Below are 15,942 nucleotides of genomic sequence, written 5' to 3'. Positions count from 1 at the left end.
GATTTGAAAACCATATTAACGTATCTTTAAACCTGCGACCCACATAAAACGGTTATTTTTGTTTGACTTTTTCCAAAGAACCTATGCCAAAGCATTCCATTCCGTATAAAAATACAGGGTATTTTTCAAAATTGATATGCGATTACCTCGCTGAAGATGAAAGTTTCAAACCTTTTTACAATCGCTTTCCGAACTTGGAAAATTTCAAGCATCAACTAACGGAAAAGCAAAAGAATTTTACGGATGAAAAACGGCATTTGTTGTCGAAACGGATTATGTTTCAGTATGGCGACAATTCCATTTCGCAATCTACGCTAAGCAATATAGATTTGTTGCGGGAACATACAACATTTACAATAACCACGGGGCATCAGCTCAATCTTTTTACCGGGCCGCTTTATTTTCTTTATAAAATATTTTCAGCCATAAACCTTGCTGAAGAGTTAAACAAAACCTACACAAAAAACCATTTTGTACCCGTTTATTGGATGGCTACGGAAGACCACGATTTTGAGGAGATCAATTATTTCAATCTTTTTGGGAAAAAGGTAAAATGGGACAGAAAAGCTTCCGGCGCAGTTGGAGAGCTTTCCACCGAAGGTTTAAAGGAAGTGAAACAGCAATTGAAAAAGGAATTTGGCGAAAGCGAAAATGCCAAAAAGTTGATTTCCTATTTCTCAGACGCTTATACTAAACACGATAACCTTGCCGATGCCACTCGATTTTTGGCCAATTGTCTCTTTTATCATCACGGTTTGGTTATAGTTGACGGAAATGATGATGAGTTGAAAAAATGTTTTATTCCCTATGCAGAAAAGGAACTGACCGAAAACCTCAGCTTTAAAAAAGTTTCGGAAACTACTAAAAAGCTTACTGTTTTTGGATTTTCTGAACAAGTACATCCCAGGGAAATAAATCTTTTCTATTTAAAGGAAAACCTTCGAGAACGGATTGTTGAAAGGGGAGAACGGTTTTTTATAAATGAAACCGATATATCTTTTTCAAAAGAAGAAATTTTAAAGGAACTCCACGAAAATCCTGAACGGTTTTCGCCTAATGCATTGCTTCGTCCGTTGTATCAAGAAGAAATTTTGCCAAATCTTTGTTACATTGGTGGCGGCGGGGAATTGGCGTATTGGTTTCAGCTAAAGGATTATTTCAATAAAGTGGAAGTCCCCTTCCCTATTTTGTTACTACGTAATTCTGTGCTTTTGGTTCCTAAAATGCTTTCTGAAAAATTGCAAAAACTAAATGTTTCGATTGAAGATTTATTTCTTCCGCAGCACGAATTAATGACTAAACACACAAAGGAAATTTCAAAAATAGATATAGATTTTTCAAAACAGAAAGATTTCCTCAAACAACAGTTTAAGGATTTATACGAATTGGCAAAAAAAACCGACGCATCGTTTTTGGGAGCCGTTGGCGCGCAAGAAAAAAAGCAATTGAACGGTTTGGACAATCTTGAAAAACGATTGCTAAAAGCCCAAAAGCGCAATCTTTCCGAAGAATTGGAACGGGTTAAAAATATTCAAACCCAATTGTTTCCAAACCATAGTTTGCAGGAACGCCAGGTTAATTTTTCTGAGTTTTATTTGGAATATGGAGAAAACTTACTTGACATTTTGAAAGAAAATTTGAAACCACTTGACACAAATTTTACTGTATTAGAATTATGAAAAAGCTTTTAAATGTCAGTTCGAGCGCAGTCGAGAACTATCAGTTTTTATATCCGAATGAGGTCTCGACTGCGCTCGACCTGACAAAATAAATATCATAAAAAAATTCCACTCAACCATTTAACCAACTTATATATTTAAAGTATTTTTGCCTATGCAAAACAACGTCCTCATTTTAGATTTTGGTTCGCAGTACACCCAACTTATCGCCAGACGCGTGCGGGAACTGAACATTTACTGCGAAATTCACCCTTACCATCACATTCCGGATAGCCTTGACCCGTTTAAGGCCGTAATCCTTTCGGGCAGTCCGTTTTCCGTTCGCGCGGAAGATGCGCCCCACCCATACCTTTCAAAGATTCGCGGCCACAAACCCCTTTTGGCGGTCTGTTATGGCGCTCAGTATTTGGCACATTTCAACGGCGGAAGCGTGGAACCTTCAAACATACGCGAGTACGGAAGGGCAAAACTATCCATGATAAAATCTGGCGAGGCATTTTTTAAGGATATTCCCGAAAACACAAACGTGTGGATGAGCCATAGCGACACCATTGCGCAACTTCCCGAAAACGGGGTGCGTTTGGCGAGCACGGTTGATGTGCTAAACGCTGCTTATAGAATTGAAGGCGAGGAAACGTATGCCATACAATTTCATCCGGAAGTATATCACACCACCCACGGCAAGCAGTTGCTTGAAAATTTCTTAGTAAATATTGCCGAAGTGCCACAAACCTGGACACCCGCAGCTTTTGTTGAAACTACTGTTGAAACTTTAAAAGAGCAGATTGGCGACGGAAAGGTAGTACTTGGTTTAAGTGGCGGCGTAGATTCTACGGTTGCGGCAATTCTTTTGAACAAAGCCATCGGCAAAAACCTATTCTGTATTTTCGTAAACAACGGTTTGCTTCGTAAAAACGAATTTGAAAACGTGCTGCACCAATACAAGGATATGGGGCTGAACGTAAAAGGTGTGGATGCTTCGGAACGCTTTTTGGAAGCTTTGCGAAACGAAAGCGATCCCGAACGGAAACGCAAAGCCATTGGCAACGCATTTATAGAAGTTTTTGATGATGAAGCGCATCAATTAACCGGAGTAGATTGGTTGGCGCAGGGAACAATTTATCCAGATGTTATTGAAAGTGTTTCAGTGAACGGCCCTTCGGTTACCATAAAAAGTCACCATAACGTAGGCGGATTGCCTGATTTTATGAAACTGAAAATCGTGGAACCTTTGCGAATGCTTTTCAAGGATGAAGTGAGACGCGTTGGAAAAGAAATGGGCATTGACCCCGAATTATTGGGCAGACACCCTTTCCCCGGGCCAGGTTTGGCAATTCGAATTTTGGGCGATATTACGTCCGAAAAAGTTCGTATATTACAAGAGGTTGACGCAATATTCATAAACGGCTTGAAAAAGTGGGAACTTTACGATAAGGTGTGGCAAGCAGGAGCAATTTTACTACCTGTGAATAGCGTAGGCGTAATGGGCGACGAACGTACTTACGAAAAAGTAGTTGCTTTACGCGCCGTTGAATCCACAGATGGAATGACCGCAGATTGGGTAAATCTTCCCTATGAATTTTTACAGGAAGTGAGCAACCATATAATAAACCGCGTGAAAGGCGTTAATAGAGTAGTCTATGACATCAGCTCTAAACCGCCCGCGACCATCGAGTGGGAATAACAAATTGAAATCGAGACTATGTTTGGCAAATCTAAAAAATTGATTATCTCTATGTTGAAGTGTTTAATATACGTTTCGGTAACCTTCCTTTTTATGGTAAGCTGTGGCTCGGTAGCGCAGCAGCAATACAAAAGCCATTCGGTTCAAAAAGGCGAAACGGTTTACAGTATTTCTAAGGAATATGGAATTTCTGAAGAAACCATTTACAACCTCAATCCAGATGCAAAAAATGGGTTGAAGGTAAACAGTGTGCTTATTATTCCTTCAAACAGCGTTATTAGTTCTGGCACAAACAATAACAATTTCCGCCAACACAAAGTAAAAAAGAAGGAAACACTATACGGAATTGCACAATTGTACAATGTAAGCGTTGACGAAATAAAAAAACTGAATAAAGATCTTTATTCCCGTGGACTTAAAAAAGGAGAAAACTTATTGATTCCTGCAAAGGGCAATAATAGTGAAACCAACGGTTCCAATACTGAAACTACTTTACCCGGAACACAGAAATATACCGTTCAAGCAAAAGAAACAAAGTTTGGCATTGCCAGAAAATTTGGAATATCCATTGCCGAACTTGAAGATTTAAACCCAAACTTAGGCGAAAGTTTAAAGCTTGGCTCCGTGCTTATCGTTCCCGATAAAACCGTAATTGAAAATGCTGAAATTGACGACGAGAATTTTCAGTATTACGAAGTAAAACCGAAAGAAGGATTTTATAGGTTAAAAGCAAAATTTGGGCTTTCCGAAGAAGAAGTTATTGCACTAAATCCTTATGCAAAGGATGGGTTGAAGGATGGAATGATTTTAAAAATACCAAAAGAAGAAAATACAATTTCACAGGAAGATATATCAGTAGTCAATCTTGAAAATAGAATCGACAACAAAAAGATGAAAACGGTAGCGTTAATGCTTCCTTTTCGTTTAACACGCACCGCAACAGATTCTACAGGAAATGACCAAGACTGGCTAAAAAAAGACCCGACCCTTCGCGTGGCTTTGGATTTTTATAGCGGAGCATTAATGGCGGCAGAATTTGCAAAGGACAAAGGTATTTCGGTAACATTGAATGTTTATGACACCGAAAAAAGTGATAGTAAAGTAGCTTCAATCATTTCAAAAAGCGAATTCAAAAATGTGGATGCCGTAATTGGGCCACTACTCCAAAAAAATGTGGAAAAAGCTTCAGCTATGTTGAAAGATGAAAAAATCCCGGTCTTTTCACCTTTGAGCAATAGAGAGATGGCGATGAATGACAATCTGTTTCAAACACTTCCCACAGACGCCGTGCTTCAAAAAAAGATGATTCGTTTTATTAAAGATCATAGCGATGGTAAAAACATCATCATTATTTCAGATTCAAAAAAAGCGAAACAGCGCGAAATGATACAAGCTGCAATACCTGAAGCTAAAACAGTATCACCTAGGGGCGGCGGTTATATTCAAGCTAGCGATATTACGGCAGTAGCTTCGGAAGGAAGGGAAAGTTGGGTAATTCTTGAATCCACAAACCCAGTGTTGGTGAGTAGTGCCGTGAACGTACTTGCAGCCATGCCAGCCAATTATAAAGTCCGTTTATTCACTTTGGATAGAAACGAAGCCTATGAATGGCACGAGGTTTCCAGTACGCGTTTGGCAAAATTGAACTTTACCTTTCCATCAGTAAATAAGAATATTTCAGAAGATGACCGCAATCCGTTTTTGATTAGCTACAAAAATAAATACGGCGTGCTTCCCAACAGATATGCTATTCGCGGCTTTGATGTAACCTATGATGTATTGCTCCGTTTGGCTTCGGAAAAAGATATTTATGACGCCATAATGCCCGAGAGCGAAACCGTTTATATTGAAAATAAATTCCGTTACGAGAAATCGAACACCGAAGGTTACTGCAACGAAGCTGCCTATATTTTAAAATATAACGACGAACTTAAATTTGAAGTAGTAGAATGAGCACCGCCAAAGTAACTTATCTCGGAAATCTTCGCACCGAAAACGAACACCTTAAATCGGGCAGCAAATTTATCACGGATGCCCCAACAGACAATAATGGGAAAGGGGAAGCTTTTTCCCCAACTGATACTGTTGCCACAGGACTTGCAAATTGTATGATAACCATGATGGGCATAAAGGCACGCGACATGAAAGTGAACATGGACGGCACCACGGCAATGGTCACCAAAACTATGGCTGCAGACCCACGCCGAATTTCAAAAATTGAAGTGGTTTTAAATTTTCCTACCGGAATAGACGATAAATCAAAAAAAATACTTGAAAATACAGCACGCACTTGTCCTGTTCATTATAGCCTGCATCCAGATATTGAAAGAGTGATTACTTTTAATTGGGAATAAAAAATCCTCAATTGTCCGTTCGAGCGCAGTCGAGAACTTCATTTTAGGTATTGTTTTTGATTTCACTTTATTATGAAACTACTTTTCGCTTTTATATTTTCCTTATTTCTCTTCCCGCAAAACAATCCGGAAAAGATTATATGGAATAAAAACCAAAAATTATCTTGGGAAGATTTCCGCGGAAAACCCGTTCGCAGTGCCAGTTTTGTGGCCAGTACCAATACTGGTATTAGTTTTCATTATTCCTATTCCATAAAAAATGGAGCGGTAGATGTGGAATATTCGGTTCAAAGTTTTTTCGCTCCTGAAGGTTCTTGGTATATTCCGGAAAGAGTAAGTCCCTATATTTTAAAACACGAACAGGCACATTTTGATATTTCGGAACTTCACGCACGCATGCTTCGAAAAAATCTTGAGGGAAGAAAATTTTCCAAAAAAGTAAAATCTGAAATTGAAGGAATCTATCAGCAAGTGGAACAAAAAAGACGTGCGATGCAAACAAAATTTGACGCTGAGACTGACCATTCCCGCAATGAGGAAAAAGAAGCTTTCTGGCAGAAATATATTGCCAATCAACTTGCCGAATACGATGCTTGGAAGTAACCCAAACCCAAGCCACTTGGTGGAACTGGCAAACTACAAAATGCCCTTTGGAAAATACGAAGGTTATTATTTGGCAAACATTCCCGAATACTATTTTGTATGGTTCAAACAGAAAGGTTTTCCCGAGGGAAAATTGGGGCGGATGATGGCCGAAATGTATGAACTGAAATTAAACGGCTTGGAAGGATTGCTTCAAAAGCTTATAAAAAAATGAAGAAGCTTTTCAGTTACATTTGGCCAACTACACGGCGATTTCCTTCAGCAATAAACGGTACTTTAGAGGTTACTTATGTGAATGGAAAAAAGGTTTTGGATACCGAAAATGCAAACTATTCCTACGGTTCGCTTCAAAAAATACTGGAAATTGGGCTCACAAAAGTTGATTTAAACGCAGTTGAAAACATATTGCTTTTAGGAATGGGCGGCGGCAGTGTTATTCATTCCCTTCGGAATACTTTTGAGTACACAAAAAACATTGTTGCCGTTGAAATTGACCCGGAAGTTATAAAACTCGCCAAAGAGGAATTTGGCACTATCCCTTCTAAAAAACTTCAAATTATTGAAGGTGATGCGTTTCAATTCATAAAAAATTCCACGGAAAAATTCCAACTTATAATCATTGATCTTTTTATAGATACCAACGTTCCTCCTATTTTCTATGGAAAAGAATTTTGCGAAAATTTAGCAAATTCAATTCAAAATAAAGGTTCATTCATATTCAACGTTGGGATGAACCTCAAAAAAAATTCAAACACTCTTGAATCAGTAACTTCCTATTTTGGAGATAATTTTAAACTTCAAATACTACCAAAAGTAAATGGTACGAATACTTTAATAGTAGGACAAAAACTGATGCAGTAAATTAATTTGACAAACTTAAATTAACTGTTAACAATTAACCAGTATCCTTTCCTGCTTTCCACAATAAAATGTACCTTTGCATCCCGTATAGTTATTTCAGCAAAGGCATTTATGAGCACTACAAAATACATCTTCGTTACGGGCGGGGTTTCATCATCTTTAGGAAAAGGAATTATTGCGGCATCGCTGGCTAAATTATTGCAGGCCAGAGGGTACCGTGTAACCATCCAAAAATTGGATCCATACATAAATGTGGATCCGGGAACGTTGAATCCATACGAGCATGGCGAGTGTTACGTAACCGATGACGGCGCCGAAACCGATCTTGATTTGGGCCACTACGAGCGTTTTTTGAACGTAAATACTTCCCAAGCAAACAACGTTACTACAGGCAGAATTTACCAAAGTGTAATTGAAAAAGAACGCCGTGGTGAATTTTTAGGAAAAACCGTGCAGGTTATTCCACACATTACAAACGAAATTAAGGAACGCGTGCAATTGCTTGGAAATACAGGCGATTACGATATAATCATCACTGAAATTGGCGGTACCGTGGGCGATATTGAATCATTGCCATATATTGAAGCTGTGCGCCAAATGAAGTGGGAAATGGGCGATGATAACGCCTTGGTTATCCATTTAACACTTGTGCCCTACCTTTCCGCCGCTGGGGAATTGAAAACAAAACCAACCCAACACTCCGTAAAAACATTGATGGAAAGCGGAATACGTGCAGATATTTTGGTTTGCCGAACCGAGCATGAACTTTCCAAAGATTTACGAAGAAAGCTTGCGCTTTTCTGTAATGTGAAGGAAGAAGCAGTTATACAATCCATCGATGCTTCCACCATTTACGACGTGCCCAATATGATGCTTGAGGAAGGTTTGGATACGGTTACGCTTCAGAAATTAAATTTGAAGGATTCCAAAAAACCAGACTTAAAACAGTGGAACAAATTTCTTCAAAGACACAAAAATCCAAAAGGCGACGTTCATATTGGACTTATTGGTAAATATGTGGAATTGCAGGACAGCTACAAATCCATTCTTGAAGCTTTCATCCATGCTGGCGCTGAAAACGAAGTGAAAGTAAAAGTAGAATTCATCCACTCTGAACATATAAACGCCAAAACTATCGGTAAAAAACTATCAAAGCTCGATGGTATTTTAGTCGCTCCAGGTTTTGGGGAGCGTGGTATTGAAGGGAAAGTTGCAGCTGTAAAATACGCGCGTGAAAACAATTTACCATTCTTAGGAATTTGTTTGGGAATGCAAATGGCTGTAATAGAATTTGCCCGAAACGTACTAAAACTGAAAGACGCCAACAGTACAGAGATGGATTCGCAGACCAAAAATCCCGTAATAAGTATTATGGAAGATCAAAAAAACATTACCAACATGGGCGGCACCATGCGTTTGGGCTCTTGGAAGTGTGATTTGAAAAAAGGCAGCATCGTAAGCAAAATATACAAATCAAAGACCATTGAGGAACGTCACCGTCACAGATATGAATACAATAATAAATATCGTGAACAATTTGAGGAAGCAGGCTTGATTGCAACCGGTATAAATCCAGATACGGAATTAGTGGAGATTGTTGAAATACCAAACCACCCTTGGTTTGTAGGCGTTCAATATCACCCTGAATACAAGAGTACCGTTGCCAATCCGCATCCACTTTTTGTGGCTTTTGTTAAAGCAGTGCACGAACATTCCTCAAAAAAGAAATAAGACAATTTGACGCAATACTAAAAAAGGCGGGATTATTGCCCTGCCAACTAAAATTAACGATAACACACTTTTGAATTAGTTCAAAAGAAGAAATAAAAGATGGAACAAAAGAAATTCGATTTTAACTCACTCATAGGCTTTTTATTAATCGGTGGAATCCTAATTTGGATGTTATACCTAAACAAACCAACCGAAGAAGAACTTCAAGCGGAAAAAGCAAAGACAGAAGCCGCTGCAAAAGAAAAGGCTCAAGTTGAAAAATCCAAGCAAGACATTACACTTGCGCAAGCAACTTCTGACACCATGGATTCTGTGAAACCTGGAGATTCTTTGGCTTATGAGCAACTAAAGAATAAACTCGGTTCTTTTGCATATTCAGGAACGCTTCCTTCAGCAACTGATGCTAAAACTGTCTTGGAAAATGACGTCCTAAAGTTAGAGATCAGTAACAAAGGGGGTTATATCACGGAAGCATTATTAAAAGATTTTCATAAGTATGATTCCGTTCCCATCTATTTGATAAAAAACGGAACCGCTTCATTAAACCTTCAGTTTTCAGCAGAAAACAGAACTTTAAACTCACAAGATTTATATTTTGAACCTACTTTAAGCAAAAATGGTGAAGACCAAGTGCTTTCCATGAAGCTAAAAACTTCTGAAAACGGGTTTATTGAATACCGATACACCTTGCACCCAGGAGAATATATGATGGATTTCAGCATCAACAGCCAAGGTTTGGACGGTGTTATTAATACTTCGCAGCCGATGTATTTAGATTGGCAGTTAAAAGGGTATCGCCACGCGAAAAGCATTTCATATGAAAACCGTTACTCGCGATTGACGTATGAGTATGATGATGAGAAGCATTCAAAACTTTCTCCTACCGGGGAAGATGACGAACTTGAAAAAGACGTTACTTGGATGAACTTCCGCCAACATTTCTTTAGCTCTATGTTGCTGACGGACACACCTTTTAAAGAAGTGAAACTTACCTCTGTAGATTTAGTGAAAGACGAGGAAGTAGATACAGTTTACACAAAACAGTACGGCGCAAAAATGCTTTTAGAGCCTAAAAATGGCGCTTTGGCCTACAATATGAATATGTATTACGGCCCGTCGGATTATCAGATTTTCAAAAAGTACGATCGTAATCTTGACGAAGCCATGCCTCTTGGTTGGGGAATCTTTGGAATTATAAACAAATACATCATTATTCCAGTATTTGGTTTTTTAACTGATTTCCTTCCTGCCGGAATAGCCATTATTGTTTTGACAATTCTTATAAAACTTTTGCTTTCACCTGTTCAATACAAACAGTATTTGGCACAGGCAAAAATGAAGGTTTTGAAACCTGAAATGGACGAAATAAAAGAAAAATACAAAGACAATAAGCTTAAAATCCAACAGGAAACCATGAAGTTGCAAACTTCTGCTGGCGCAAGTCCGCTGAAAGGTTGTTTGCCAGCACTATTGCAGATTCCGGTGTTTTATGCGCTCTTTACGTTCTTCCCTTCGGCTTTTGACTTAAGGCAGAAAAGTTTCCTTTGGGCGGATGATCTTTCCAGCTATGATACCATTGCGGAATTGCCTTTCCACATTCCATTTTATGGAGATCACGTTAGCTTATTCCCTATTTTGGCATCCATCGCCATCTTTGTTTATATGATGATGACTATGGGCCAAAACATGCAACAGCAGCAACAGCCTGGAATGCCGAACATGAAATTCCTGATGTACCTTTCGCCATTGTTTATGTTGGTTTTCTTCAACAACTACGCAAGTGGACTTTCGTTGTACTATTTTATTTCAAACCTCATTACCATTGGTATTATGCTTGTAATAAAGAACTTCATTATTGATGAAGACAAAATTCACGCAAAAATTCAAGTGAAAAAAGCACAGCCAAAAAAACAAAACAAGTTTCAGCGCAAAATGTCTGAAATGATGGAACAGGCTGAGCAACAGAAAAAAAGCGGAAAACGATAGGTTTTGGCTAACTTTTGAAAATTAACTTGAAAATAGAACTGAAAATTCAACGTTTACTTTTTTAAGTAAATGAAATGAAACAATGAAAAAAATTGCTTTTATCCTTTTCTTCGGAATACTTTTCTGCTCCTTGAATGCTTTTTCGCAAAGCGAAATCAATCAAATGGATGCGCAGGGAAAACGCCACGGAGTTTGGAAAAAAAACTATGAAGGCACAACCCAACTTCGGTACGAAGGCACTTTTGAGCACGGAAAAGAAGTGGGTGAATTCAAGTTTTATTGCGAGGAATGTAAAGACAAACCTACCGTAATAAAAAAATTCAACGGTAAAGATGACGTTGCTGAAGTGAAATATTTCACTATTAAGGGAAAACTCGTCAGCGAAGGAAAAATGAAGGATAAAGACCGCATTGGCGAATGGGTTTACTATCACGAAAAGTCCAATAATGTAATGACGCGTGAAAATTACAGCAACGGAAAATTGGAAGGAAAAGTGATAACTTATTATCCCAGCGGAAAAATCACCGAAGAAATCACTTATAAAAATGGTGTAAAGGAAGGTGAGGATAATTATTACTCCCCGGAAGGAGTGCTTCTAAAAAAATTGCTTTACAGAGAAGACCAACTACAGGGACAAGCATTTTATTATGATGCCTTTGGAAATGTTGTTATAGAAGGCTTTTATAAAGACGACAAAAAGCACGGGCTTTGGAAATACTACAAAGACGGCAAAGTGGTTTTGGAAGAAACATTTCCTAAAAAAGACAAATAACCCTCCATATATTTCCAAGAAATTAAACCCAATATTTGGAATAATTTGAAAGATGAAACTATAAAACTAAGGAGCGATTTAAAAAAATTAAAATTTCTCTTAATAGGTCTAACAATTATAGAATTGGCAAACATACTTTTGATGTTTACCCGTGACGTTTTATGGTTTAAATTTTATAATCTCCAATGGGTAATTTTCGGGATTCATTATAGTATCGCGGCAATTTTTATTTGGTTTATTTGGAAAAAAATGCCGCTTGAGAAAAAATCTAAATCAAACAATACATTCTTAATTTTATTCTTTGGTATAATTGGTATGTGGCTGTGGATGCCCAACAAGAAAGAAGTAAATAAGTTAATCCAAAAACAATCATAGGTAACTACTAATACTGAAACTGAATACTGATCACTTTTCTTATCTTTGCAGGCACATAAAACTTTATGAAAAAACGAGTAGTCGTAGGATTAAGTGGAGGTGTTGACTCCAGCGTTGCAGCCTATCTTTTAAAGGAGCAAGGCTACGATGTTATTGGCCTTTTTATGAAGAATTGGCACGATGACTCAGTAACTATTTCAGACGAGTGCCCGTGGCTGGAAGACAGTAATGACGCTATGCTGGTTGCTGAAAAACTTGGCATACCTTTCCAAACTGTTGATTTAAGCGAAGAATATAAAGAACGGATTGTTGATTATATGTTTCGGGAGTACCAAATGGGACGAACCCCAAACCCAGACGTGCTTTGCAACCGCGAGATAAAGTTTGATGTTTTTATGAAAATTGCCCTTAGTTTGGGTGCAGATTTTGTGGCAACGGGTCATTATTGCAGAAAAGGCACTTTTGAAAAAGACGGTACTGAAGTGTATCAATTACTCGCCGGAAAGGATCCAAATAAAGACCAATCCTACTTTTTATGCCAACTTTCGCAGGAACAGCTTTCAAAAACCCTCTTCCCTATTGGGGAATTATTAAAATCTGAAGTTCGGAAAATAGCTTCGGAACAAAACCTAATTACTGCCGAAAAGCGGGATTCACAAGGGTTGTGTTTTATAGGAAAAGTGAGATTGCCAGAATTTCTTCAGCAAAAGTTAGCACCAAAAGATGGAGCCATTGTAGAGGTACCAGCAACTTTTTCAGAATATAAAAGAACCAAACAAGAGTTTTCTTCCGAAGAGGAAAAATTCGAATACCTTTCTGCCAAAAGAAAATATTCCAAAGTAGACGGGAAGCAGGTTGGCATCCATCACGGGGCGCATTATTTCACACGAGGCCAGCGAAAAGGTTTGGCCGTAGGCGGAACCAAAGAACCGCTTTTTGTGATTGCAACAGACGTTAACGAAAACATAATTTATACTGGCCAAGGAAAAGATCATCCAGGTTTATACCGTCGCGGACTTTTTGTTAAAAACGAAGAAATACATTGGATACGGGAAGATCTCAAATTAGCTGAAGAAGAGAAGATGGAAGTTATGGCACGTATCCGTTATAGGCAACCCTTGGAAAAAGCAACTTTACACCGCACAGTTTCCGGACTTTATATTATATTTGACAAACCACAATCCGCAATAACCGAAGGTCAATTTGTAGCATGGTACAATGGCCAAGAGCTTTTGGGAAGTGGCGTTATCTCTTAAAAAAATCTATGATGAAAAAATTATCCCTATTGTTTATTGTTTTTGTTTCCACCTTTAGTTTTGCACAGACAGAGGATGCTTTGGTGTTTTTAGAAGCTAAAGATCCAGCTGTTGTTTCCGCAGCGTTGGCAGATCCCATAACAATTTTGACACAAGCAGCCCTTGACAGAAAAGATACCCAAGGAATAATGATTGATGACCGCGATGTGCCTTTGAATGAAACTTACAAAGCTGCTATTGAGGCTTCTCCTGGAATTTCAGTTCTTGCCAAGTCAAAATGGCTAAACGCAGTTTATGTTCGTGGTACTGAAACCAATATCAACAATCTCTTGAATCTTTCTTTTGTAACGGATATTGAGTTTGCCGATAAAACCTTAAACAGACCAACTGGTGGGAAGCAATTTACCCCGAACAAATTTGAAGTTGAAAACCAATTTCCTTCAAGACCTATTTATAATTATGGTAGTGCCACAAATCAAACAGAAATGATAAATGTAGATTATCTACATGAAAATGATTTTACAGGTCAGGATATAATTGTAGCTTTTATGGATAATGGCTACCCAAATGTATTGAGCAATCCTGCGTATGCCACGCTAAGAAATGAGGGCAGACTATTGGGTTGGTATGATTTTGTTGCACGTGTGGAAAACCCAAATGGAACTGGAAGCCACGGGGCTTCAACTTTTAGTGATGCCGCAGGTTTTTTAAACGGTCAGTTTGTGGGCACTGCTCCAGGCGCTTCATATTATCTATATGTTACAGAAGATGACAATAGTGAATCACCCGCGGAAGAAGCCTATTGGGTAGAAGCCTTAGAGCGTGCAGATAGTTTAGGGGTTTATGTTACAAATACATCATTAAGCTACCAAACATTTGATAATCTTAGCTTTGATCACGAATACCCAGACTTGGATGGACAAACAACAATTGCCGCTCGTGGCTCTAATGCTGGGTTTGATAAAGGGATGATAAATGTTGTATCTGCCGGAAATGCTGGAAATGATTTCGGATATGTAGCAACACCATCCGATGCTCCTGGTTCATTTACAATTGGTGCTGTTGATGCCAATGAAAATTATGTTTCTTTCAGTTCGCGCGGACCGAATTCAGCTGGAGTTATAAAGCCAGATGTAATGGCCAAAGGTTTAGATGCTGCAGTTGTTAGTCAAAACGGTAATGTTACTACTGCAAGTGGAACTTCATTTAGCTCCCCAATAACAGCAGGAGCGGTAGCTTCATTATGGTCAGCGGTTCCCCACTTAAAAAATGATGTAGTGATGCAAGCCATCCGTGAATCTGCTGATAGATATAACAATCCTACAGATGAATATGGTTATGGCGTTCCAAATTTTGGAGATGCACTGAATTATCTTTTGACTTTGAGCAATGAGGAACAACTTCTTGATAATAACTTTGCATTGTATCCAAACCCCGTAACTACACAAATCAATATTTCTTTCCCGAAATCTGCTGAAAATGCTGAGTTTTCACTTTACAACGTTTTGGGCGAAAAAATTCTTCAAACAAGAATTACAGCTTTAAAGAACACTATTGATGTTTCAAGTCTTTCCTCTGGAATGTATATTGCGTCAATCACTTCAAACAACAAAACAACAAGCTATAAAATTATTAAGAAGTAGTGCAAAACCGGGTTACCGAACTTTTTAATATTCAATACCCTATTATTCAAGCCGGAATGATTTGGAACAGCGGCTGGCGGCTTGCCAGTGCTGTTTCAAATGCAGGCGGCTTGGGACTTTTGGGCGCAGGATCTATGTATCCTGAAATTCTTCGGGAGCATATTCTGAAATGTAAAAATACAACCAATAAACCTTTCGGTGTAAACGTCCCTATGCTCTATCCCGATATTGACAAAATTATCAATATCATTATTGAGGAAGGCGTAAAAATAGTTTTCACCTCAGCGGGAAATCCAAAGACATATACCTCAAAACTGAAGGAACACGGAATTACCGTGGTTCACGTAGTTAGCAGTGTGAAGTTTGCCCTAAAAGCCCAGGAAGCTGGCGTTGATGCAGTAGTTGCCGAAGGTTTTGAGGCTGGCGGACATAACGGTCGCGAAGAAACAACAACCTTCACCTTAATTCCGATGGTAAAGGAACAGTTGGAAATACCTTTGATTGCCGCTGGCGGAATTGCCACAGGTCGCGGAATGTTGGCAGCAATGGTTTTGGGTGCAGACGGCGTGCAAGTGGGAAGTCGCTTTGTAGCCTCAGAAGAAGCTTCCTCGCATCACTCTTTTAAAAAAATGGTTGTAGATGCTAAAGAAGGTGACACCCAACTTACTTTAAAAGAATTGGCACCTGTTAGGATGCTAAAAAATAAATTCTTTGAAAGTGTAATACAACTCTACACAACTGGCCCTACCAAAGAAGATTTAATCAATCATTTGGGTCGCGCCCGTGCAAAAAAGGGAATGTTTGAAGGCGATTTAGAGGAAGGTGAATTGGAAATAGGTCAAATTGCTGGGCTTATCCACGATATAAAACCTGCGCCCCAAATTCTGAAAGATATGGTCGCCGAATTTGAAATTGCCAAAAAAGAAGTTTCTGGTCTTTAAAATTTCCTATAAATATTCACAATATAAAAAACCCTTCCGAATTTAATCGGAAGGGTT

At 38.7% G+C, this 15,942-nt stretch carries 13 protein-coding genes; all 13 read left to right on the top strand.

The window, feature by feature from the left end; genetic code table 11:
* Positions 1-83 precede the first annotated feature (83 nt).
* The 13 genes from bshC (at position 84) to A7A78_RS02980 (ending at position 15,885) form a co-directional block, all read left to right on the top strand.
* Entirely contained in the window at positions 84-1,679 is a 1,596-nt protein-coding gene (gene bshC, locus A7A78_RS03045) for a bacillithiol biosynthesis cysteine-adding enzyme BshC (RefSeq protein WP_068760990.1), read from the top strand.
* A gap of 154 nt (positions 1,680-1,833) precedes the next feature.
* Positions 1,834-3,363, top strand: coding sequence for a glutamine-hydrolyzing GMP synthase (gene guaA, locus A7A78_RS03040; protein WP_068760971.1), 1,530 nt, complete (start codon positions 1,834-1,836; stop codon positions 3,361-3,363).
* Between the two features lie 51 nt (positions 3,364-3,414).
* The gene (locus tag A7A78_RS03035) at positions 3,415-5,316 is read left to right on the top strand and encodes a LysM peptidoglycan-binding domain-containing protein (protein WP_165593540.1); all 1,902 of its coding nucleotides are present in this window, start codon (positions 3,415-3,417) and stop codon (positions 5,314-5,316) included.
* Complete coding sequence (locus A7A78_RS03030) at positions 5,313-5,717, top strand: OsmC family protein (RefSeq protein WP_068760970.1); 405 nt, start codon at positions 5,313-5,315, stop codon at positions 5,715-5,717. Before A7A78_RS03035 ends, A7A78_RS03030 begins: the two co-directional genes overlap by 4 nt.
* A gap of 72 nt (positions 5,718-5,789) precedes the next feature.
* Positions 5,790-6,320 (top strand): DUF922 domain-containing protein, encoded by a 531-nt coding sequence (locus A7A78_RS03025; RefSeq protein ID WP_068760969.1) that lies wholly within the window; start codon positions 5,790-5,792, stop codon positions 6,318-6,320.
* On the top strand, positions 6,307-6,534 hold the full coding sequence (locus A7A78_RS03020) for a DUF3820 family protein (RefSeq protein ID WP_068760968.1): 228 nt from the start codon (positions 6,307-6,309) through the stop codon (positions 6,532-6,534). Before A7A78_RS03025 ends, A7A78_RS03020 begins: the two co-directional genes overlap by 14 nt.
* Positions 6,531-7,181: a spermidine synthase gene (locus tag A7A78_RS03015; RefSeq protein WP_068760967.1), complete on the top strand. Its 651-nt coding sequence runs from the start codon at positions 6,531-6,533 to the stop codon at positions 7,179-7,181. The genes A7A78_RS03020 and A7A78_RS03015 overlap by 4 nt, the downstream gene beginning before the upstream one ends.
* 111 nt (positions 7,182-7,292) lie before the next feature.
* Positions 7,293-8,912: a CTP synthase gene (locus tag A7A78_RS03010; RefSeq protein WP_068760966.1), complete on the top strand. Its 1,620-nt coding sequence runs from the start codon at positions 7,293-7,295 to the stop codon at positions 8,910-8,912.
* Positions 8,913-9,011: 99 nt separating this feature from the next.
* Positions 9,012-10,898: a membrane protein insertase YidC gene (gene yidC, locus A7A78_RS03005; protein ID WP_068760965.1), complete on the top strand. Its 1,887-nt coding sequence runs from the start codon at positions 9,012-9,014 to the stop codon at positions 10,896-10,898.
* Positions 10,899-10,980: 82 nt separating this feature from the next.
* The gene (locus A7A78_RS03000; RefSeq protein ID WP_068760964.1) at positions 10,981-11,670 is read left to right on the top strand and encodes a toxin-antitoxin system YwqK family antitoxin; all 690 of its coding nucleotides are present in this window, start codon (positions 10,981-10,983) and stop codon (positions 11,668-11,670) included.
* A 440-nt stretch (positions 11,671-12,110) separates the two neighbouring features.
* Positions 12,111-13,301, top strand: a complete 1,191-nt coding sequence (gene mnmA, locus A7A78_RS02990; protein WP_068760962.1) for a tRNA 2-thiouridine(34) synthase MnmA — start codon at positions 12,111-12,113, stop codon at positions 13,299-13,301.
* Between the two features lie 8 nt (positions 13,302-13,309).
* On the top strand, positions 13,310-14,944 hold the full coding sequence (locus A7A78_RS02985; protein ID WP_094746017.1) for a S8 family peptidase: 1,635 nt from the start codon (positions 13,310-13,312) through the stop codon (positions 14,942-14,944).
* Positions 14,944-15,885 carry an NAD(P)H-dependent flavin oxidoreductase gene (locus A7A78_RS02980; RefSeq protein ID WP_068760961.1) on the top strand — a complete coding sequence of 314 codons (942 nt, stop codon included), beginning with the start codon at positions 14,944-14,946 and terminating at the stop codon, positions 15,883-15,885. The genes A7A78_RS02985 and A7A78_RS02980 overlap by 1 nt, the downstream gene beginning before the upstream one ends.
* The last annotated feature ends 57 nt before the right edge of the window (positions 15,886-15,942 follow it).

The organism is Aequorivita soesokkakensis, assembly GCF_001641085.1.
In the GTDB taxonomy this organism is placed as follows: domain Bacteria; phylum Bacteroidota; class Bacteroidia; order Flavobacteriales; family Flavobacteriaceae; genus Aequorivita; species Aequorivita soesokkakensis.
The sequence above is the reverse complement of the archived record's forward strand: the minus strand, read 5'-3'. Positions and strand labels throughout refer to the sequence as shown.